Source organism: Nonomuraea sp. NPDC050451, assembly GCF_044458585.1.
Window position 1 is genome coordinate 320,105 of record NZ_JBITHZ010000003.1, and the last position, 20,378, is coordinate 340,482.

Below are 20,378 nucleotides of genomic sequence, written 5' to 3' on the forward strand. Positions count from 1 at the left end.
GATCTGGTTCAATGTGACTAGATCATGCTTTGCCGTGAAAGGTTTAGTCATGCACGCTTTGCGCCCTGGTGATCCAGAGCGGATCGGCGATCTCAGCATTGTTGGCCGGCTGGGAGAGGGGCCGCGGGGCGAGGTGTTCCTTGGCCGCGAGTCCGAGGACGCCCCCATCGTCGCGGTGAAGCTGCTCCCGGCTGATCCGGACGCCGGCGCCGACGCGCCGGCCAAGCACCTGGCAGCCAAACAGGTTTCCAGCTCGTACGTGGCCAGGGTGCTGGACGCCGGAATGCACGAGGACCGCCCGTACGTCGTCAGAGAGCACGTCGAAGGCAAGAGCCTGGCCGAGGCGGTGGCCGATGACGGGCCGCTGACCGGGGACGCGCTCGAACGGGTCGCGGTCGGGGTGCTGACCGCGCTGTCGGCCATCCACCTCGCCGGCCGTTCGCACAAGTCGCTCACGCCCCACAACGTGATCCTCGGCCCCGAGGGCCCGCGGGTCACCGACGCCGGGATCGGCGAGCCGGTGGGCGAGATCGCCTACCAGGCTCCCGAGCAACTGCTCGGCCTGCAGTACGGCCCCTACGCGGACGTGTTCGCCTGGGCGGCGACCATCGCGTTCGCGGCCACGGGCCGGGCGCCGTTCGCCGACCGTGACGCGGTGCTGGGCGGCGAGCCCGAGGTGGACATCGAGGCTGAGCCGGTGCGCAGGGTCGTGCTGGCGGCGCTGTCCAAGGAGGTCGGCAAGCGGCCGACCACGTACAGCGCGCTCATGCAGCTGCTCGGCGGCAACGCCAAGCCGCCCGCGGCCCCGCAGACCGCCATCGAGGGCGTGCCGATCCAGGGGATCCCGATCCCCGGCGTGCCCGGCCAGGGCGGCCCCGTGCCGCCGCAGGACACGCTGGTCGCCGGCCCGCCGACGATGCAGGGCCCGCCGCCCGTCCAGGGCCCGCCGTTCGTGCCGGGTCAGCCCATGCAGGGCCCCCCGATGCAGGGTCCGCCCATGCAGGGCCTGCCGGTGCCGCATCAGCACCAGTCCGAGGCGCCGATGTGGGGCCCGCCGGAACCGGACCAGCAGCCGCAGCACATCAGGCTCGAGGCCGTGCCCTCCGGCCCCGCCGCCCGGCCGCGCCGTGGCTTCCCGCTGGGGCTGGTCGCCGGGGTCGCCGTGGTCGCGCTCATCTCGGCCCTGGGCCTGTGGGGCGCGAACAGGTACGTGAAGCTGCAGCAGGTCAACCCGGCCTCCATGGCGCAGGCCAACGCGGACGAGATCCCGGTGCCCGCCAGCGCCCCGGTGACCCCCGGCACGCAGGGCACGGATCCGCTCGGCGGCGGCACCGATCCGCAGCAGACGGCGCCCGAGGCCACGGTGCCCTGGGGCGCCACGGCCGCCCCGGACGACTCGGGTGTCGGGCCGCTGACGCTGCCCACCGAGTGGTCCTCGACCGCGCCCCAGGTGCCGGAGCTGACCACCGTGCCCACCACCCCGGCCGCGATCCCGACCCAGCCGGTTCCGCAGCAGCCGGTCCCCACCGCCACGCAGCCGGCCCCGACCAACACGGCCGAGCCGACGCCCGCGCCCAGCAAGACGCGGCACGCGAAGCCGACGGCGACCGTCACGAAGACGGTGGACAGGACGCCCACCCCGACGCCCACGCCGACCGAGGAGCCCACGAAGGAGCCGGAGCCGACGAAGGAGCCGACGAAGGAGCCGGAGCCGACCCCGACTCCGACGAAGACGACGGCCAAGCCGACTCCGACCAAGACCACGGCCAAGCCGACGCCGACGCCCACCAAGACGACGGCCAAGCCCACGCCCACCCCCACGAAGACGACGTCCAAGCCGACGCCGACCCCGACGAAGACCACGAACCCGTACTCACCCACCCAGGTGTGCGGCTCCGGTTTCTCGGTCCAGCGGACCAGCCCGTTCGGCGGCGGCGTGACGTACCAGCTCTGGAACAACAGCACCGGCCAGAACTGCGTGGTCACCCTCAAGACCACTGACATCGGCAAGAAGACGCCGGTCAGCGCGACCCTGGAGGTCCAGGGCGGCGGCAGCCAGACGGACTCCGGCAGCTTCGAGTACTACGCCGGCCCGGTCAAGCTGCCCGCCAGGGGCAAGTGCGTGCGTTTCTCCGGCAGCGCCGGTGGCACGAGCACCAGCCAGGGCTGGGGCAGCTGCGGAAGCTGAGCGCTTTCACATAGAGATGGGCCCGGATCGCGAGATCCGGGCCCATCTGCCGTTCAGTAGCCGACGTAGTCCAGGCCGCGCTTGGTGTTGACCACGCCGGGCACGTTCGACACCGAGCCGTAGCGCGAGATCGCGTACCGCACGCCCGCGATGATGTTGTCCACCGGGTCGTAGATGTTCTTGTGCCCGGCCAGCGAGTACGAGTTGAACGTCGGGTCGATGGTCTGCATGAGGCCCTTGGACGGCGTGCCCTTGGCCGCGTTGGAGTCCCAGTTGTTGATCGCGTTGGGATTCCCGCCGGACTCGTGCTGGATGATCATCCAGATGTCGCTGGCGTTCATCTTCGAGGCCGGCACGCCGTTCTTCTGCAGGATCGTGATGGCCTGCTCGATCCAGTCCTTGACCTGGCCCGTCGGCGCGGGACCGCCTCCGGCGGGCGGGGGGCCGCTGGGGCCGTAGCCTCCGAAACCGGACGTGCCACCGCCGGCGCCGGGCCCGTTCCCGCCGCTGGCCCCTTGCAGGGTGGTACGCGGCTGGTACTCGGGATCCGGCTCCCAGTCGATCTTCCGCCCGGCCGCCGGTGTGAACTCCTGCGTGGTGACATCCGGGATCGCGTGGAACGTGAGCGTGCGATCGTCCAGGAACCCGTTGATGTCCTTCTTGGCCTTGCTGACCGCCTTGTCCGCCGAGTCCACCCATGGCTGGGCCTCGGTCTTCGCCTGGTTGACCAGCTTCCTCAACCCGGGCTCCACGTCCGCCTCCTTGGCGTCGGGGTGCTCGCGGTAGTAGGTGGTCCTGTAGTTGGCGGCGTTGGTGGTCAGGTCCCGGCAGATGGAGCTGACCTCGGTGTGCGAGGTACGCAGCGCGGAGGCGGCGGCCTCGAGCGAGGACGCGGAGTTGGACAGCGCCAGCTTCAGGTCCTCGGCCGCGGTGCCGTACTTGCGCATGTAAGTGGCGAACTGGTTGGAGGAGTGGCCCTTCCAGGCGTCGTCCACCGTCTGGACCGCGGCCCCCAGCGCCCCGTCGAACTCGTTGATGTCGCCCGACACGCTGCGCCAGGCGGCGGCGATCTTGTCGATGGCGCCGGGGTCACCGGTCACCTTTTTCAGCATCGCGTCGAGTGCGTCGCCTCCGGGCAGGTGGGCGACGCTCATGAGGTCGCCCTGTGGGTCTTGCGGATGTTCTCCTCGACGTTGCTCAGCCCTCGCTCGACCCCGCCGAGCTTCCTGCGGGCCTGGTCCATCTCGCCGATCACCGCGGTCCAGACGTCGTTCGCGGCCGTGGCCAGCGTGCCGGAGTCCTCCAGGTGGCCGAAGGTGTCGGCGGCGACGGCGGTGCGGTTGTTGCGCGGCTCGCCGCGGTCGTCGTAGGTGAGCTTGCCGGGGTTGCGTTCGTTCAGCGTCTCCTCGTACTGGCCGGCGGCCTTGTGGATGGCTGTGCGGCACCTGTCCAGCGCCGAGAGGTGAATCTCCAGATCCGCCATCATTCTCCCCGTGTCTTGTCCGCGTCCAGGTATGCCGTCTGCGTCAGGCGTGCGCCGTATCGCCGGTCGACCAGGAAGCCGCGGCCCGGCGGCAGCGTCTGAGGCCGTACGTTGCCGAACAGGTATCCCTCGTCCTTGTTGCCGGACATGAGCAGCGCCGGTGTGGCCATGTCCTTCATGCGCTGGATGACCGGGTCGAACATGGCACGGCCCGCGCCGCCCATCTGGCGGGCCAGCACGACGTGCAGGCCGATGTCGCGGGCCTGCGGCAGCAGGTCCACCAGGGGGTGCAGCGGGTTGGACGAGGTCGCGACCAGGTCGTAGTCGTCGACGATGATGTACAGGTCGGAGCCCTGCCACCAGCTGCGGTCGCGCAGCTGCTCGGGCGTCAGGTTGGCCGGGGGCAGGCGGCTCAGCAGGGCGCCCTTGGCGTCGTTGATCAGGTCGGCGGCGGCCGCGCTGGAGGCGGCGTAGCCGATGCGGTGCGGGGTCGCCGCCGAGTCGAGCAGCGCCCTGCGGTAGTCGATCACGATCATCATGGCTTCGCTCGGCTGCTTGCGCGCCACCAGCCCCTCGGCGATGAGCCGCAGCAGGTTCGACTTGCCGCTCTCGTTCTCGCCGAAGACCACGAAGTGCGGGTCGGCGTCGAAGTCGAGGGAGACGGGCGCCAGCGCCGCCTCGTCGATGCCGATCGGGATCCGCTCCCGGTCGTCCGGCAGCGCGGACACCGGCAGGACGGCGGGCAGCAGCCTGACCCGCGGCGCGGGCGTCCCCTGCCAGGAGTCCCGTACGGCCTGCACCAGCGAGCGCGCCCCGGCCGCCAGGTCCGCCGAGTTCTGCACCCCGTCGATCCTGGGCAGCGCGGACAGGAAGTGGAACCCGTCCTTCGTCAGCCCCCGGCCCGGCGCCGACTCCGGCACGGCCAGCGCCTTCTTCCTGCTGACCTCCGACTCGTAGGCGTCGCCGAGCTTGAGCTCGATCTTGGTGCCGAGCAGGTCGCGGATGCTCGGCCGGAACTCCGACCACTTGTTGGTCGCGGCGACGAGGTGGATGCCGTAGCCGAGCCCGCGCGCCGCGATGTCGGTGATGGTCGGCTCCAGCGAGTCGAACTCCTGCCTGAGCGTCAGCCAGCCGTCCACGACCAGGAACACGTCACCCCAGCCGTCGCCCTCGATCGCGCCCTCCTCGCACAGCTGCCGGTAGGAGGCCATCGACTCGATGCCGTGCTCGCCGAAGTCGCGCTCGCGCTGCTCCAGGATGGCGCCGATCTCGGCCACCGTACGGCGTACCCGGTCGCCGTCGAGGCGGGTGGCCACGCCGCCGACGTGCGGGAGCCCTTCGAGCGAGGCGAGCGCGCCGCCGCCGAAGTCGAGGCAGTAGAACTGGACCTCGCGCGGCGTGTGCATGAGCGCCATGCTGGCCACGAGCGTTCGTACGACGGTGCTCTTGCCGCTCTGGGTGCCGCCCGCCACCCCGACGTGTCCGGCGGCGCCCGAGACGTCCAGCCAGAACGGGTCGCGGCGCTGCTCGAACGGCTTGTCGATGATGCCGATGACGGCGTGCAGCTTGCCCCGGCCCTGCCAGCCCGCGGTCGTCAGGCCGTGCTCGGTGGTGACGGAGAGCGGGGGCAGCAGGTGCGCCAGCGTAGGCGGCTCGGCCAGCGGCGGCAGCCAGATGCGGTGCGCCCCGGGGCCGTGCCCGGCCAGCCGGCCGACCACGACGTCGAGCAGGCTGCGCTGGTTGCCGCCGGCGGGTTCTTCCTCCTCCGGCTTCGGCGCCACCTGGACGGGCTTGGTGATCTCGGGCAGCGGCATGAAGGTGGGGCCGTACTCGACGACCTCGCGGATCGCCGTCGTGCCGTCGGGGGCGACCGCCTGCGCGGGGTCGTCGTGGTGGGCGCCGGAGACGTAGGCGGCCTTGAACCTGGTCATCCCGGTCGTGTCGAACTTCAGGTAGCCGTTGCCCGGCGCGGACGGCAGCTCGTACGCGTCCGCCACGCCCAGCACGACCCGGCTCTCCATGGCGGAGAACGTCCGCAGGCCGATCCGGTAGGACAGGTGGGTGTCCAGGCCGCGCAGCCGCCCCTCCTCCAGCCGCTGGGAGGCCAGCAGCAGGTGCACGCCGAGCGAGCGGCCCAGCCGGCCGATCATCACGAACAGGTCGATGAACTCGGGCTTGGCCGACAGCAGCTCGCTGAACTCGTCCAGCACGATGAACAGAGTGGGCATCGGCCGCAGGTCGGCGCCCTGCTCGCGGGCCCGCTCGTAGTCGCGCAGCGAGGCGTAGTTGCCCGCCGAGCGCAGCAGCTCCTGCCGGCGCACCATCTCGCCGTGCAGCGCGTCGTGCATGCGGTCGACCAGGGGGAGCTCGTCCTCCAGGTTGGTGATGACGGCGGAGACGTGCGAGAGCCCCTCCAGGCCGAGGAACGTCGCGCCACCCTTGAAGTCCACCAGCACGAAGTTGAGGATCTCGGAGGAGTGGGTGATCGCCAGGCCCAGCACGAGCGTGCGCAGCAGCTCCGACTTGCCGGAGCCGGTCGCGCCGATGACCAGGCCGTGCGGGCCCATCCCGCCCTGCGCGGACTCCTTGATGTCCAGCTCGACCACCCGGCCGTCGGCGCCCATGCCGATGGGCACGCGCAGCCGGTTGCGGCCCGCCCTGGGCTGCCAGGTGACGGCGGGCGAGAGCCGGCCCGGGTCGCCCACGCCGAGCAGCTCGGTCAGCGTGGTGTTGGTGCCGAGCAGGTCCTGCGACTCGCCGCCGGAGCCCGCCGAGGCCCGCAGCGGCGCGAGCTGCCTGGCCAGGCCCTCCGCGCGCGCGTAGTCCAGCTTGTCGGGGTCGCCCAGCCGGGTCGTGGACCGCTTGCCCGCATGGTCGATCTTCACCATGTGGAACCCGTCGGGTTGGATCTCCAGCCGCAGCGTGCTGGCCTCCTCGACCGGCCCCGTCGCCTCCGACAGGTCGATCACTGTGACGCCCTGGATGGCGTCGGTGCCGAGCTGGGAGTCGTGCGGCACGTGCCCGCCGTCCACGATCACCACGTGGTACGGCAGCGCGTCCGACGCCGTGCCCGGACGGAACCTGGCCCGCTCCTTCAGCTCGTCGCCCACGAGCTGGTCGAGCTGGGACAGGTTCTCACCCATCAGCCGCACCTGACCGGCCGCGTCCATCTCCTCTGGGTGCAGCGCGTGCGGCAGCCACTTGACCCAGTCCCAGTGGGGCATCCACTCCTTGCTGGCGCACACCAGGACCCGCATGTCGTCGGGGGAGTGGAAGGTGACGAGCTGGGCGATGATCGCCCGCACCAGGCCGCGTACGGCCCGCGGGTCCCCGCTGAGGTGGATCCGCGCGAAAGAGTTGAGCGCCACCGCCACGGGCAGCCCCGAGACCGTGGCGTGCGCCCGTACGAACCTGCGCAGCGCGCCGGCCGTCAGCGCGTCGAGGTCCTCGACCGGCTTGGAGTCGGGCGGGATGAGCTGCACGGCCAGCTTCTGCACGCCCGTGCCGAGCCGTACCGTGCCGAAGTCGTCGTCGCGGGGCCTGCGCTCCCACAGGCGCGGCCCCATGGCCACCCACCAGAGCGCGTCGGGGGCGGGGCCGCTCCACTCCAGAGCCTCGCGCTGCTGGACGGCGGCCTTGCGGACCCGCTTGCGGATCTGGGAGAGGTAGCGGAAGTAGTCGCGGCGCAGGCCGTTGAGCCGGTTCTTGCGCTCGCCCGCGTTGCGGCCGAACTGGCCGACCGTCATGCCCAGCATCGAGACCGCGAACAGGCCGCTGGCCACGTACATGATGGGGTTGGCGTTGCCGCCCGCGGTGAACATCAGCCCCATGGCCGCCGCGCCTGCCAGCATGGGGACGTACATGAGGACGCCGGTCATCCCGGCGGGCTGCAGCTCGGGGATCTCCGGCGGAGACTCCAGCAGGATTTCCCCACGCGGTGGCTGGGGGCTGGGACGGCGTTCAGGTCGCCGAACAACAACAATGCTCACTGACGGGACAACCCTCCTGTCACCTGGAACACTTTCTTACCAGACGTGCCATCCCTATATGTTCGGCATGTCGGATTTAGTCAGTCAGACCTGGAGTGGCCGTGACCTCGCTCGCCCACCAGCCGATGCAGCCCATGCGGCCGATGCCGCCCGGGCCGCCCGGGCTGCCGCCGACGCATCCAGGCGCTCAGCCGCAGATGCGCGCGCCGGTGGCGCCGTTGTGCCACGTCACGATCGTGGCCCCGCGCCGCCGGGTCGATCTGGCGCTGCCTGCCGACATCCCGCTCCCGCACGTGCTGCCCGGCCTGCTGCGCGCGGTCGGCGAGGCCGGCGGCGACGCGGCCGGACCGCCCGGCTGGGTGCTCCAGCGGCTCGGAGGCGCGCCGTTCGACCTCGGGCAGACGCTCGCGTCCCTGGGCGTCCTGGACGGCGAACTGCTCTACCTGCGGCCGCGCGAGCTCACGCTGCCGCCCGCGCTCTTCGACGACGTGGCCGACGTGGTCGCCACGGGCGTCAAGGACAGCTCGGGCAAATGGGAGGCCCGCCACACCCGGGCCATGGGCGCGGGCGCCGCCGCCATCATGCTCGCGCTCGGCGCTCCCGCGCTGGTGCTGTCCGGGAGCGCGCCGCTGGGCGTGACCGTGGTCGCGGGCATGCTCGCGCTGCTGCTGATCGGCGTCAGCGCGGCCCTGTCCAGGGCCGTCGGCGACTCCTCGGCGGGCGCGCTGATCGGCTACGCGGCGCTGCCGTACGCGTTCCTGGCCGGGCTGTACGGCCTGGTCAGCGGCTCCTCCCTGGGCGGGCTCGGCGCCCCGCACCTGCTGGCCGCGCTGACCTGTACCGCGCTGGTGGCCACCATCGGGGGCACGGTGGTGGCCGACGGCGTGGCGGGTTTCCTCGGCACGGCCATCGCGACCGTGGCGGGGGCGCTCGCGTCCGCCACGGTCATGGTGTTCGCCCTGCCCCCGGCGGGCGTGGCGTCGATGACGGTCACGATCCTGATCGCGTTCAGCCCGCTGATCCCCACGCTGTCGTTCAGGATCGCCAGGGTGCCGCTGCCGGCCCTGCCCACCAACGCCGAGGAGCTGCGAGCCGACAACCAGCGGCTGGACAGCGAGGGCGTGCTGGCCCGTACCGTGCAGGCCCGCCGGTACGCCACCGGCATGGTCGTCGGCATCGTGCTCACCGCCATCGGCGCGATGGCCTTCCTGGTCACCACGCCGACCTGGATGGCGGTCTCGATGGCCGTCGTGCTCGCGCTGGTGCTGCTGCTGCGCGCCCGCGTCTTCCACGGCCTCGGCCAGCGGCTCTGGCTGCTGGGCACCGGCCTGGCTGGGCTGATCGCGGTGGGGATCGAGCTGAGCGCGGGCGCGGGCACGGTGGCCGCCGCGGCCGTCGTGATGGGCGTGCTCTGGCTCGCGATGCTGGTCGTCGGGCTCGGCCTGTGGCTGCCGTCCGGGCGGCTCTCGCCGTTCTGGGGACGCGCGGGCGAGGTGGTGGACGTCATCCTGCTGATCGCGCTCTTCCCGCTGGCGCTCGGCGTCCTCGACGTCTACACCTGGATCCGCGGCCTGTCGGGCTGACCGCCTTGGACCGCCGCCGAAGCGGCCCGGCCCGGCGGGCCGCTTCGACGGGTCAGAAGTCGCGGGGATCCCGCTCGCCGAGCCGCCGGAGCCGGTCGTTCCGTTCGGCCGTCTCCGCGCCGAACATGTCCTGGAACTCGGCGAACTGCCGCTGGATCTCCTCCAGCCCGACGATCTGCGACGGCGGCACGGCCAGCAGCTCCTGGGCCTGGCGCCCCTGGTCCTCCTGGGCCTGGCGCACCGCCTGGACGACCTCTTCGGCCAGGGTCCTGACATCCAGGCGCAGCACGCGCGGCGAGAAGACCACGCTCTGGAGCCGGCCGTCGGCGTCCACGACCGCGGTGGTCATGCCGCTGCGGCTCTCCCCCTTGCCGGTGATCAGCCGCAGCTCGGCGGCGGCCGCGGCCAGGCGTGTGAGCTCCCGCTCGTTGTCCCGCAGGAGTTTGTCCACGTCGTCCTCGGTGTAGTCCATGACACGCCACGCCATCGGCGCAGGGTTAACTGGAGGCGATCGGAGGCTGGCGAGCCGCTGAATCGATCATGAAGATCGGCGCAAGTGTGCCACTTAGTAACGGTATGTGGACAAGAATGCCGATTTGTGGGGCAACAACAGGGTAAATCCGGGCAAGAGATCTACGTCACCTCCTCCACCATCGCGCACACGCGAAAGCGCGTCGACGAGGAGTTGCATCCGAATGTGGCCTTCATTCACGGGCTCATGTCGTACACGGCCGTGGACGGGCTCGGCTTCGGGGCGATCGGCGGCGTGATGATCGGTGGCGCGTACGAGGAGTTCCGCCGCTGGGCGGACACCACGTTCACCGAAATGGAGGACGCCGTGGAGAGCTGGTCGGGGGCTCTGGAGCGGGCCAGGCGCAACTGGCGCGCGGCCGAAGAGGCCAGCATCGTGAGGTACCGCAGCTGATGGGCACCCCAGACCCGTGGGGCGGTGCCCCGGACCCCTGGGCGCACACCCAAACCCCACCGGCCACCCAGGCGCCACCTGGCAATCCCTACGGCACGCCGGCGCAGCCGGGCGCTCCGGACCCCTGGGCGCAGGCCCGGGCGGCCACGCCGCCGCAGCCGGCGGCCCCGGATCCCTGGGCGCACACCCGGGCTCCGGCGCCCGCCCAGCCGGTGCCGGCCAATCCCTACTCCAACCCGTACGCCACCCCGAATCCCTACTCCACGACGCCCACCAGCCCGACGGGCCCGTACCAGCCCTATGCGCAGCCCAGGCCCGTTCCCGGCAACCCCTACGCCTACCCCCCGGCCAACCAGCCCGTAACCGGCCCTCCCACCCCCCAGGGCTACGCCGCCAATGGCGCCCCGCGCGCGAACATGGGCGCAGGCAGGTTCGGTCCGGCTCCGGAGTTCAACGCGGCCCGCCCGGCCCTGCCGTCGCTGGGCGAGAAGGCGCTCAACATGCTGAAAAGGGCGGGCAGGCTCGCCCTGGGGCTGTCTCCCGCCATCGCCATCTGCGGTGGGATGCTCGCCAACGAGCCGGGCATGGCCCAGGCGGTCAGCGTCTGGCAGAGCGGCATGGCCCAGCGGCTCGACGGCGGGATGAAGAACCTGCTCCCGCAGCTGCGCGACACGGCCAAGGACGGCTGGATCGCGATGGACCGCGACGAGTTCGACCGGGTGCTCTGGACCTTCCAGCGCGAGTCGGAGGTGCTGCGCAATGTCCTGAACACGGGCGGCAGCTCGCTCGACGAGGTCGCGGCGGCCTACCGGAGCTTCTGGACCTGGGTCCTGCGCACGTCGGCCGCCGCGCTCGGCCTGCTTCTCGCCGCCAAGGCGCTGCAGCGGGTGCCACAGAGCTCGGTGTGGGGGCTGCTGCTGGAGAAGTACATCACCGCCGAGGTCAACATCGCCACGCTCTTCCTGGCCACCTCGCTGGCCAGCACCCTGAAGGAGGGCGGCGAGGTGCTGTCGACCATGGTGAAGAGGAACCACCAGTGGAACTACATCACGCCGGCCGGCGAGGCCGCGGTCGACTTCAAGTCGATCGAGATCGACGCCAAGAAGTACCCCTCCTTCGCGGAGCCCGCCAAGAACAACGGCCTGCCCCCGCGCTATCAGGACTTCGACTGGATCGAGCCGAAACGGGAGATCTCCGGGCCCTGATGGATAGGGTGGTGAGAAAAGCGGCTTCTGCGTCTTGTGGGGTATGAGAGATGATCGAGCGGGATTTCGGGGCGCTGGACATCAACCGGATCCTCAGGAACGCCGACCAGCAGATGGCGCGGGCCGGCGAGTTCCAGCGGGTCCTGCAGGAACTGACGGGCCAGGCCCAGGACGAGGACGGGCTCGTCATGGCCGAGTGCGGCAGCACGGGGCTCAAGGAGCTCGTCCTGCACCCCAAGGCCATGCGCCTCAACTCGGCCGAGCTGGCCGAGCGCATCAAGGCCGTCATCGCGGAGGCCAACGCCGACCTGCAGCGGCGGATCTCGGAGGAGATGGGGAACGTCTTCGGCGAGGAGAACAACCCCATGCGCTTCGCCCAGGACCCCGAGGGCAGCCTGGAGCTGGTACGGCAGGCCGAGGCGGCCTACAACCGCACGTACGAGGACCTCATGGGAGAGCTGGACCGGATCCGGCAGCGCATGGAGGGCTGAAAAAGCCCGGCTCACGGTGGTGCGAGCCGGGCTTTTCGTTTTCTGTCAGCCGATGCGGTCGGGGCTGGTCTGGTGCGTGGAGGACCAGATGTCCCCTTCGGGGTCGTAGATCTCCCGGTCACGCTCGCTGCGCTGGTCGCCGCCCGCGCCCATGCCGCCCGGCGGGTACGCCATGATCCCAGGTCCCGAGGCTCCCGCCCCGCCGCGGAGCACCGCCGGAGCGGCCCCCGATCCCGAGCCGCCCATGCCGTACCAGGTGCCCGGGCCGCCGGCGCCCTGCCCCGGAACGGGGGAGAACGGGGTGCTCGTCGGCACCTGCGTGGTGGGCGGGTTCGTGAGCAGGTTGGGCGTGGACTGCTGCGGGTAACCCGTGGTCGGCGTGGTGGTGGTCGGGAAAGTCGGGTTGCCGGCGTCGGCGAGCTGGGTCTTCGGCGGGTCGGCGCCGATCACCGGAGGCACGCTCTGGTCCTGGTCCCCGGGCTTCTGCGGCGAGCCGCCGGTGCCCGTGCCGTTGCCGGGCTGCTGGGGGTCGGACGGGTCTCCCGTGGACGGGTCGTCCTGGCCCTTGCCCGGGTCCTGGCCCGGATCGTCCCGCCCCGGGTCCTGGTCCTTGCCGGGGTTCTGGTCGCCCTTGCCGTCGGAGCCGTTGGAACCGTCGGAGCCGTCACGGCCGGTGCCGGTGGTGCCGTCGGTGCCGGTCGAGCCCTTCGAGCCGTCGCCCGTGCCGTCGCCGGTCCAGTACCTCGTCTCGCCCGACGGCGTGTTGGTGCCGCTGCCGGGGTCGAGGTGGTCCTGCTTCTGGGTCTCCACCACCATGGGCTGGATCTCGGGCAGCTTGAACGCCAGGCCCTCGGCCATCTGGGCGTTCAGATCGTTGATCTTGTTGTTCAGCTGCTCCAGATGGTTCCTGGCCGCCACGTCCACCAGATACCCCGCGCTCCCCAACTGCGGGTTGAGGTTCGTCGAGGGCTCGTTGTCGACGTTGGTCGTGATGCTGAGGGCGGTGGGCCCGGGCATGGTCGTCTTGGACGTCCTGAGCTGCTGGGCGTACTGGACCATCGGCTTGCCGGTCTTCTCCATGGCGTCGCCCAGCGCGGCGGCGCTCGCGTGTAGCAGCCGCAGCGCCTCCAGCGCCGTGGTGGCGCCGTCGCCGCGCCAGACCTCCGCGAGCTCCTCGGCGGCCTTCATGAGCGTGCCCTCGAGCCCGCTCTTGCCGTGGACCAGCTCGGCCGCCTTGATGTAGCTGTTCCCGGCGCTCTCGATGCGGTCCGGGTCGGTGGCCTTCAAATAGGAGACGACCTGGGCCCTGGTGACGAAGATGCCCGGCTTGCTGTCGCCGAGGTAGTCATAGAGCCTGATCGGCTTCCACTCGTCACCCATCTACGCCATCCCTGCCGGTATCTCACGCACTGCTGTCCTGGTGCCCTTTTTCGTAGTTGGAGACGGCCCGTTCGACCGCCTCGGCCCACTTCTCGATGTAGTCGATGAGCTGGCTGTAGCTCTCGCCGAACACCTTGTACGCCGACTCGAAGTTGGCGCCGAAGTTGCTGGCCACCTCCCACTTGCCGGTGGCCTCCGGTCCGACGTTGCCCAGCCCCTGCACCTCGCCGATCGTGCCGGGGCCGCTCCAGGTGGCGCTCATCGACGGCTGCGGGTTGCCGTGCACGCCGCCCAGGTTCTTGAGCAGCCGCGAGACGACGTCCCTGATCGCCTCGTGATCCGCGTACGGCCCGCGGCCGTCGTTCCCGCTGAGCCCGGGGAAGTCCTTGGCGAGCTCCAGTCCCGGGGGCGGCGAGTCGTTGTCCTTCGGAACGCTCACGCCTTGCCTTTCGAGTCACCGTTGATGAGGTGGTTGGTCGTTGTCACGTCGCTTCTGAAGAGATCCTCGTCCTCCAGGAGGAACGTGGTGCGCTCCCTCTCCTGCCGCTCCTGGCCGCTGCCCTGGCCGCCGGTCAGCGGGACCGCGGGGACCATGGAGGAGCCGCCGCCCAGGCCGCGCAGGCCGGCGGCGTTCACGCCGTTGCCCATGCCCGCGCCTCCGCCGAAGCCGCTTCCGCCCGTGCCGGAGCCGCCGTACGGGCTGCCGATGCCCGTGGTGGGCAGGCTGGTGGACGGGCCGGACAGGGACGGATCGGGCATCCCGGCCAGGGACGTCGTCGGGCCCCCGGCGTTCGGGCCCTGGGAGCCGTTCAGGTTCGGGTTCGCGTTCGCGTTCAGGGCGCTGGACGGGTCGGTCAGGCCGGGGATGTTGCCGGCGCCGTTCTGGCCGTTGCCGGCTCCGATCCCGTTCTGGCCGTTCCCGATTCCCGTGCCCACGTTCCCGATCCCCGTGCCGTTGGGGAACGTGCTCGTCGGGTCGGTCGTGGTGCCGATGCCGGGGATCTGGTGCCGGCTCGGGTCCTGCAGGCCGTCCTGGTTCAGGCCGTCGAGGCCGGCGGTCGGGTCGTACGGCTGGCTGAGGCCGGCCGGGATGGTGCCGCCGACCCCGGTCTTGCCGCCGAACGGGTCGGTGGGGACGTTCGGCGAGAGCGCCATGAACTGCGGGATGTCGGTCCTGAGCTCGGTGGGGAACACGTCGTTGTTGAGCTTGGTGTCCTGGCTCAGCAGCTTGATGGCCTCGGCGGCCTTCTTCCTGTCCTTCTCCTCCTTGGAGTCTCCCCAGAGGTTCACGAACGGGATGTCGCTGATGAAGCGGGTGATGCCGCCGACGAGGAGGCCCACGCCGGCGCCGATCACCACACCCGGCACGGCTCCCACCCCGCCGAAGAAGGAGCCGATGGCGGCCCCGGCCACGCCGCCGGTGACGGCGGCCTCCCCGAAGTCGATGTCGCTGCCGGGGTTGTCGGGCACGTCTCCCTTGGCCACCTGCAACGTCCGGGCGTGGACGATGAGCGCGGGGGCGACACCGTGCGGGTTCTTCGGGGGGTTCTTCGGATCGACGGGCTGGTCGCTGATCGTGGTCGAGATGTCGGCCGCCGCCTTCCGCAGCTTGCGCAGCTGCGCCTTGACGGTCTTGGCGTCCTCGCCCGCGGTCCAGTACTTGTCCAGCTCCCGCAGGTGCTTGTCGATCACATCGACGAGATTGTCGAGCCGTACCTTGGCTTCGAGGAACTCAGCCGCGGCCTGGCCGACGAGCTGGGGCTTGTTCTTGGCCAGCGTGTCGCGGAGCAGATCGAGCGTCGCGCCCTCGAACTCGATGCTGCCGATTTCGCCCCTGATGGGCGCCTGGTACTCGGCCATCAGACCCGCATCACCTTCGACCTGCCCTCGCCGTCCACCTCGACGCCGTCGTAGTTCTGCAGCGCCTGATCGAGCAGGCCGATGACGTTCGCCACCTGGCCGGTGATGTTCGAGTAGGTGCTGGTGACGGTGGTGATGGCGTTGGTGGTGCTCTGCCGGAAACCCATGGCCGCCGGCCAGAAGCCGCCCAGGGCGTCATAGTCGCCACTCAGCGTCTCGACGGGACTGGAGCCGGTGAAGACGGCCTGCACGGCGCCGCCGCCCGACTTGCCGGCCTGGTGGCCAGGGTCCAGCATGGCGAGGGCCTCTTCCAGGTCCGCCTTGGCCGCCTTGATCGCCCTCCGGCTGAGCTCTACTCCGCCGTTGTCGCTGCCCATGTTCCCCCTCTGGTGTCGGCCCCCGCGCTACGCCTTACCTGCCGTCGAAGATCTGGGAGTTGATCTTCTCGACCTGCTGCATGTTCATGTTCGTGATGTTGATGTTCTTCTTCATCAGGTCGATGAACTGCGACATGTCGTTGGCCTCGCGCTCCCAGAGCTGCCGGACCTCGTCGAAGACGGTCTTGGTCTGGCCCTGCCAGATCGCGCTCTTGGCCAGCAGGTCCCGCTCCAGGGTGTCCAGGGTGGTGACCATGTCGTTGAACGCCCTGGCGAAGGCGTCCTCACCCTCGCCGAGGCCGGCGTAGTTGACCTTTGTGATATCGAAGATGTCGTCCGCGGGCATTGCGGCCTCCTCTGCTAGCTGGTCCTCGTAACCGGTGCGGCGCTGGTCAACGCGACAGCGGCGCGGCGTTGATCAGGTTGGCGATCTGGTTGATCGCCTCGGTCCGCTCCTGGTTGAACGAGGCGTAGTTCGTGTTGCTCGTCCCGATGTTCTCCGCCAGGCGGCGCAGGCTGCCCAGGATGACGTCCATCCGCTCGTGCCACTTCTTGTGGACGGCGTCGAACGCGGCCTCCGACTGGCCCACCCAGGAGTGCTTGAGGCTGATGCCGGCCTGGTCCAGGTTCAGCTGGATGCCGCGCAGGCGCTCGGCGGCGTCCTCGATGAGGGTGATCGCGGCCTTGAGATCGGCTTCACTTACTTGAGTCTGCGGTTGTGCCCCCACAGTCCCTCCCTTGCTGGGTCGGCTGACTCCAACCGACTACTGAAGTCGGCCCGTTTGGTCACATTAGTGAACATCCACCACTAGCGTCGCATGTGATCACGTTAATTTTCCATATCATCGGGGCGGATGGTGGGTGTATTGACAGAATGTACTCATTTGGGGCTTTGCTCCTGCTGAGTAGTGACAGGCCGTATCTGTCTGTACGGCACATGTGTGACTGGCGTAACGTATGGGCCGATCGTGACAAGGGGGGCACGTGGCCGACGAGAGCAATCCCTACTCCAGCGCCCTGAGCGGGCTCAACGGGCTCGGCGGCGCGACCGTCGACCCGCGTTCCAAGGACCCGGACTTCGCGATGAAGTACTCCAGCGTCACGACGCTGGGCAAGAACGTGGGCAGCTACGGCGATGACCTGACCTCGATGAGTCAGAAGACCAGCGCCATCGACATGCACTGGTTCACCTTCGGCGTGATCGGCGGCGGGCTCAACGAGGCACACCGCTCGACCCGTGACAACGCCGCCAAGGCGCTGGAGCAGGCCAAGGATGTGCTGGACTCGTGGAAGCAGGCGCTCGCCGACGCGGCCGCCAACGCCAAAGAGGCCGAGGATGCCAGCAAAGCCGGCAAGGACGGCCCCGGCGGGGTGGGACCGATGGGCGGCACAGGCATGGACCTGCCCAAGGGCACTGGCATGGACCTGCCCAAGGGCGGCGGCGGCGTCAACCCCGACGACCTGAAGTTCGACAAGCCTTCGGCGGATGACATCAAGCAGCCGGACATCCCCAAGCCGGACATCCCGGGGTCCGACATCGATCAGCCCAACATCGACCAGCCGAACATCGATCAGCCCAACGTTGATCAGCCCAACATCGACCAGCCGAACATCGATCAGCCCAACATCGACCAACCCAAGATCGATCAGCCGAACGTCAAGACCCCCGACCTGAGCGACCTCAACCAGACGCCCAAGACCAACCTGGAAGGCCTCAACCCCAGCCTGCCGACCTCGACCACGCCGCAGATCCCCGGCACCACGGGGTACGACCCGCGGGCCTCCATACCGCGCACGTCGGTCGGCGTGCCGGAGGGCGGGTTCGGATCCGCCGGCGGTGCATCAGGCGTGGGTGGCGCGGGCGCGCCGGGCAGCATCGCCCGCGCGCTCAACAGCGGGATGCCGATGTACCCCATGGCGCCCGGCATGGGCGCCGGAGCCGGCCAGGAGCAGAAGGACCGCGAGCGCGGTCCCCACCTCGGCGAGGACGAGGCGGTCTGGGACACCGACGAGGACATCACGCCGGCAGTGCTCGGCAGAGAGGAATAGGCGAGCAGGTGGCTTACGACGCGGATGTCTGGATGTTCCGCAGTGCCTGGGCGGCCACTGCGGCGGCATGCGTCGTCATGCCGTACGCGCTGCCCATCCTCACGCTCATGTCCCTGGTGATCGCGGATCCTGCCGAGCAGGCCCGGGCGGCGGACCAGTGGAACAACAGGACGCCGGTCGGCATGCAGCAGGCCGACAACAAGGGGTGGCACCCGCCGATGGCGGCGGGCGCGAAGCCCAACATGTCGCTCGTTCCCATGGCGACCTCGACGAGCTCCAGCGACCTCGACTATCTGCGCAGCGAGCTGAAGCGGATGGCCAAGGAGATCGGCGACAGCAGCGAGTGGGCCGGCCGGGGCTACTCGTCGTTCGTGCAGAAGGTCAACGAGCTCGACGTACAGCTGGAAAAGCTCGACAACAACCGCATCGGCTGTGCGGAATCGCTCAAGTGCTCGGCCACCGCGTTCCACGTCGTCGCAGTGCTGTGCGACGTCGTCGCCGGCCTCCTCACGGTGATGATGGGGATCGTGTTGGCTGTGCGTTTCATTCCGGCCGCCCAGGGGTGGGAGCTGGCGATCATCCGCTGGGTGATGAGCCTCCACAAGTGCCTCATGGAGGTCTTCAAGAAGCACTGGAAGCTCATCATGAAGATCACCGTCATGCTGGGCCTCGCGGGAACGGCGTTCAACCAGTTCATGCAGGACCTTCCGTTCCTGAAGGCCATGCCGTCGGTGAAGCCGAACCTGGCGCAGGCCAGCGTCATGTGGGACGCCAGCAAGGCGGACCTGGTCAAGGATCCGAACCCGAACCTCGACGTTGGCCAGGTCGATACGCGGGGACTCATGCCGAAATTCTGACCACCGCGCTGGTCGTCCGGCGGCTGGGACGATCAGCGGCCGCTGGGAGAGCCGCGGCGGCATGAAGGCCGTCGACAGCTCGCCTCGCGGCTGCCGGCTTGCGACGGCCGGGCGAGCCGACGCTGGGCCGTACCCAGACGGCAGACAGCAGACGGCCACCTGCCGGCACACAGCCGGCCACCAGCGGGACTACCGGCTGCCGACGGTCAGGGGCACCATGGCTGCGGCGGGGTCCAACGCCGGCCCCTGCGGGATCGCATGCATGATGCTCGTCGGCACGGGCGCGATGTCCGCAGCGTCGTAGCCGAGCTTCGCCAGCACGTCAACCGACGGAATCTGATACCGCACCCCCTGGTCGCTGATCAGCGAAAGCGAGCTCGCCACCGCACCGAGCTGCCCCTCGCCGGGCAGCACCCCGGCCACCACGGCGCTGCCCGGCGGGAGCAGCACCTGGTCGAAGCGGTCCTGTACGCCTGAGGTCGACGGCGTCGGAATCGTGACCCTGCTCCCGACCGTCACCTTGGCCACCATCGAGCCGGCCGCCGTGTTCGGATACACCGAGCAGAGCGGCGTCGAGCCGGACACGTTGATCACCTTCGGCATGGTCGTCGGCAGGGTGGGGTCCATGACGTTCTGGCGCGAGGGCGACGCGTTGGCAGAGGCCGCGTCGATCTGGATCTCCCGTGCCACACGGTTGCCGTACGCCTTCTTGATGTTCGGGTCCTCCAGCAGCAGCCTGGCCTGAACGGCGGAGATGGGCGCCAGACCGTCGTTGAGCAGCACGTACCACCGTGCGGCCGTGCCCGGCATGGCCGGGACCACGAACACCTGCCCCACCACAGCCGTGACCTTCCCGTTGGTCCGGACCTTCCTGCCGAGGTTCGCCACGTTCGGCCCCTTGAAGTCGCGGCCGACGGGCAGCGCGGTCAGCCACGCCGACGGCACCTTCCTGGGCTGCGCGTTGAGCGCCCGCACGCCGTGCTGGTTGACGCGCATGCGGCGATTGCCCCAGATCACCCAGTTCTGCTCCCCGTCGGAGACCACCATCGCATCCCCGCCTACGGGCCTCCCGCCGATGTCCGTCCCCCCGACAAGAGTCGTGTACGGCTTGCGCCCGCCCGTGTTGTCGGGCCCCTCCACCACGCACACCGACCACGGCGCCTTGACCAGCTTCTTCCGGTCGGGCAGCGAGTCAGGCGCCCCGGAGATCCCGATGAGGGGCCCCCGGGCGTACCCGGCCAGCGAGGCGGCGCTCACGCTCCGGGTCGTGATCTCCCCGGCGTCCAGCACGAGCCTGGCCGACACGTAGTTCGCCACCGGCAGCAGTCGCCGCTGCTGCTGGCTGTAGATGAACTTGGCCCCGCTCTCCTCCTCGACCAGCAACTGCCCGGGGTCGGTCAGCTTGGTCGCATTCCCGGGCCGCACCAGCCCCCAGATCCCGAACACCGCCATCACCAGAACCCCGATCAGGATCCCGCCGAACGTGGCAATGTTCTGCCGACGCATGGGGGATTCGGGCACGTCTGGCTCGGCCTGCAGGAGCGCCATGCCAAGCCTCTGCTGCATCAAGCGGTGTGCCTGATAGAGGTCCTTCTTGGTCTGCACAGCGCCTCCCCGCCTCAGAATCCGCGCATCAGCATAAACGCCTCAAACCCCACCCGCCCCAATCCCCACCCAATCCACCACCTCCACCCGCCCCCAACCACTTCCACCCCGCCAACCCACCCCACCTCTCTCAACCACCGCCCGACCCGGCGCTCAACCCACCCACCCACCTCTCTCAACCACCGCCCGACCCGGGGGCTCAACCCACCAACCCAGCCAGCCCTCTCGACCATCGCCGGGCCCGGGGCTCAACCCGCTAATCCACCCGAGCTCTCTCAACCACCGCCCGGCCCAGCACATCTAACCCGCCCTCAGCCCGCCCGCTCCCGGCCCCAGCGCTTGGCGACCACCGTCCGCCTCGCAGCTTCCAGCGCCACCAACCACCC

18 protein-coding genes are annotated in these 20,378 nt (G+C 70.0%); 7 read left to right on the forward strand and 11 right to left on the reverse strand.

Features of this window, described 5'->3' with window-relative positions:
- Nucleotides 1-49: 49 nt before the first annotated feature.
- On the forward strand, nt 50-2,188 hold the full coding sequence (locus ACIBI9_RS12730) for a protein kinase (protein ID WP_397222128.1): 2,139 nt from the start codon (nt 50-52) through the stop codon (nt 2,186-2,188).
- Nucleotides 2,189-2,241: 53 nt separating this feature from the next.
- Here the strand turns inward: ACIBI9_RS12730 and ACIBI9_RS12735 are convergent, their stop codons facing one another.
- From ACIBI9_RS12735 to eccCa, 3 genes are read right to left on the reverse strand one after another with little or no spacing between them, the layout of a single operon-like run.
- Nucleotides 2,242-3,342 (reverse strand): transglycosylase SLT domain-containing protein, encoded by a 1,101-nt coding sequence (locus ACIBI9_RS12735; RefSeq protein ID WP_397222129.1) that lies wholly within the window; start codon nt 3,340-3,342, stop codon nt 2,242-2,244.
- Nucleotides 3,339-3,674, reverse strand: coding sequence for a hypothetical protein (locus ACIBI9_RS12740; protein WP_397222130.1), 336 nt, complete (start codon nt 3,672-3,674; stop codon nt 3,339-3,341). The genes ACIBI9_RS12735 and ACIBI9_RS12740 overlap by 4 nt, the downstream gene beginning before the upstream one ends.
- Nucleotides 3,671-7,660 carry a type VII secretion protein EccCa gene (gene eccCa / locus ACIBI9_RS12745; RefSeq protein WP_397222132.1) on the reverse strand — a complete coding sequence of 1,330 codons (3,990 nt, stop codon included), beginning with the start codon at nt 7,658-7,660 and terminating at the stop codon, nt 3,671-3,673. The genes ACIBI9_RS12740 and eccCa overlap by 4 nt, the downstream gene beginning before the upstream one ends.
- Before the next feature lie 101 nt (nt 7,661-7,761).
- Between eccCa and eccD the strand changes: the two genes are divergently transcribed.
- Nucleotides 7,762-9,243: a type VII secretion integral membrane protein EccD gene (gene eccD / locus ACIBI9_RS12750; protein ID WP_397222133.1), complete on the forward strand. Its 1,482-nt coding sequence runs from the start codon at nt 7,762-7,764 to the stop codon at nt 9,241-9,243.
- Nucleotides 9,244-9,295: 52 nt separating this feature from the next.
- On the opposite strand, the gene ACIBI9_RS12755 is transcribed toward eccD, so the two are convergent.
- Nucleotides 9,296-9,730 carry a YbaB/EbfC family nucleoid-associated protein gene (locus tag ACIBI9_RS12755; protein ID WP_397222134.1) on the reverse strand — a complete coding sequence of 145 codons (435 nt, stop codon included), beginning with the start codon at nt 9,728-9,730 and terminating at the stop codon, nt 9,296-9,298.
- Nucleotides 9,731-9,940: 210 nt separating this feature from the next.
- Between ACIBI9_RS12755 and ACIBI9_RS12760 the strand changes: the two genes are divergently transcribed.
- The 3 genes from ACIBI9_RS12760 to ACIBI9_RS12770 are packed head-to-tail and all read left to right on the forward strand — an operon-like array spanning nt 9,941 to nt 11,864.
- The gene (locus tag ACIBI9_RS12760; RefSeq protein WP_397222135.1) at nt 9,941-10,168 is read left to right on the forward strand and encodes a hypothetical protein; all 228 of its coding nucleotides are present in this window, start codon (nt 9,941-9,943) and stop codon (nt 10,166-10,168) included.
- Nucleotides 10,168-11,373 (forward strand): hypothetical protein, encoded by a 1,206-nt coding sequence (locus ACIBI9_RS12765; RefSeq protein WP_397222136.1) that lies wholly within the window; start codon nt 10,168-10,170, stop codon nt 11,371-11,373. Before ACIBI9_RS12760 ends, ACIBI9_RS12765 begins: the two co-directional genes overlap by 1 nt.
- Before the next feature lie 50 nt (nt 11,374-11,423).
- A complete protein-coding gene (locus tag ACIBI9_RS12770) occupies nt 11,424-11,864 on the forward strand; it encodes a YbaB/EbfC family nucleoid-associated protein (RefSeq protein WP_397222137.1) in 441 nt (146 codons plus the stop codon).
- Between the two features lie 45 nt (nt 11,865-11,909).
- Here the strand turns inward: ACIBI9_RS12770 and ACIBI9_RS12775 are convergent, their stop codons facing one another.
- The 6 genes from ACIBI9_RS12775 to ACIBI9_RS12800 are packed head-to-tail and all read right to left on the reverse strand — an operon-like array spanning nt 11,910 to nt 16,209.
- Nucleotides 11,910-13,244, reverse strand: a complete 1,335-nt coding sequence (locus ACIBI9_RS12775) for a WXG100 family type VII secretion target (protein ID WP_397222138.1) — start codon at nt 13,242-13,244, stop codon at nt 11,910-11,912.
- 22 nt (nt 13,245-13,266) lie between these two features.
- On the reverse strand, nt 13,267-13,683 hold the full coding sequence (locus ACIBI9_RS12780; RefSeq protein WP_397222139.1) for a hypothetical protein: 417 nt from the start codon (nt 13,681-13,683) through the stop codon (nt 13,267-13,269).
- Nucleotides 13,680-15,104 carry a hypothetical protein gene (locus ACIBI9_RS12785; RefSeq protein ID WP_397222140.1) on the reverse strand — a complete coding sequence of 475 codons (1,425 nt, stop codon included), beginning with the start codon at nt 15,102-15,104 and terminating at the stop codon, nt 13,680-13,682. Before ACIBI9_RS12785 ends, ACIBI9_RS12780 begins: the two co-directional genes overlap by 4 nt.
- Nucleotides 15,104-15,481, reverse strand: a complete 378-nt coding sequence (locus tag ACIBI9_RS12790) for a hypothetical protein (protein WP_397222141.1) — start codon at nt 15,479-15,481, stop codon at nt 15,104-15,106. Before ACIBI9_RS12790 ends, ACIBI9_RS12785 begins: the two co-directional genes overlap by 1 nt.
- 34 nt (nt 15,482-15,515) lie before the next feature.
- The gene (locus tag ACIBI9_RS12795) at nt 15,516-15,827 is read right to left on the reverse strand and encodes a WXG100 family type VII secretion target (RefSeq protein WP_394493042.1); all 312 of its coding nucleotides are present in this window, start codon (nt 15,825-15,827) and stop codon (nt 15,516-15,518) included.
- 46 nt (nt 15,828-15,873) lie between these two features.
- The gene (locus ACIBI9_RS12800) at nt 15,874-16,209 is read right to left on the reverse strand and encodes a WXG100 family type VII secretion target (protein ID WP_397222142.1); all 336 of its coding nucleotides are present in this window, start codon (nt 16,207-16,209) and stop codon (nt 15,874-15,876) included.
- 256 nt (nt 16,210-16,465) lie between these two features.
- Between ACIBI9_RS12800 and ACIBI9_RS12805 the strand changes: the two genes are divergently transcribed.
- Nucleotides 16,466-17,530 (forward strand): hypothetical protein, encoded by a 1,065-nt coding sequence (locus ACIBI9_RS12805; RefSeq protein WP_397222143.1) that lies wholly within the window; start codon nt 16,466-16,468, stop codon nt 17,528-17,530.
- 32 nt (nt 17,531-17,562) lie between these two features.
- The gene (locus ACIBI9_RS12810) at nt 17,563-18,387 is read left to right on the forward strand and encodes a hypothetical protein (RefSeq protein ID WP_397222144.1); all 825 of its coding nucleotides are present in this window, start codon (nt 17,563-17,565) and stop codon (nt 18,385-18,387) included.
- Between the two features lie 189 nt (nt 18,388-18,576).
- Here ACIBI9_RS12810 and eccB read toward each other — a convergent pair whose 3' ends face one another.
- Nucleotides 18,577-19,992 carry a type VII secretion protein EccB gene (eccB, locus tag ACIBI9_RS12815; protein ID WP_397222145.1) on the reverse strand — a complete coding sequence of 472 codons (1,416 nt, stop codon included), beginning with the start codon at nt 19,990-19,992 and terminating at the stop codon, nt 18,577-18,579.
- Between the last annotated feature and the right edge of the window lie 386 nt (nt 19,993-20,378).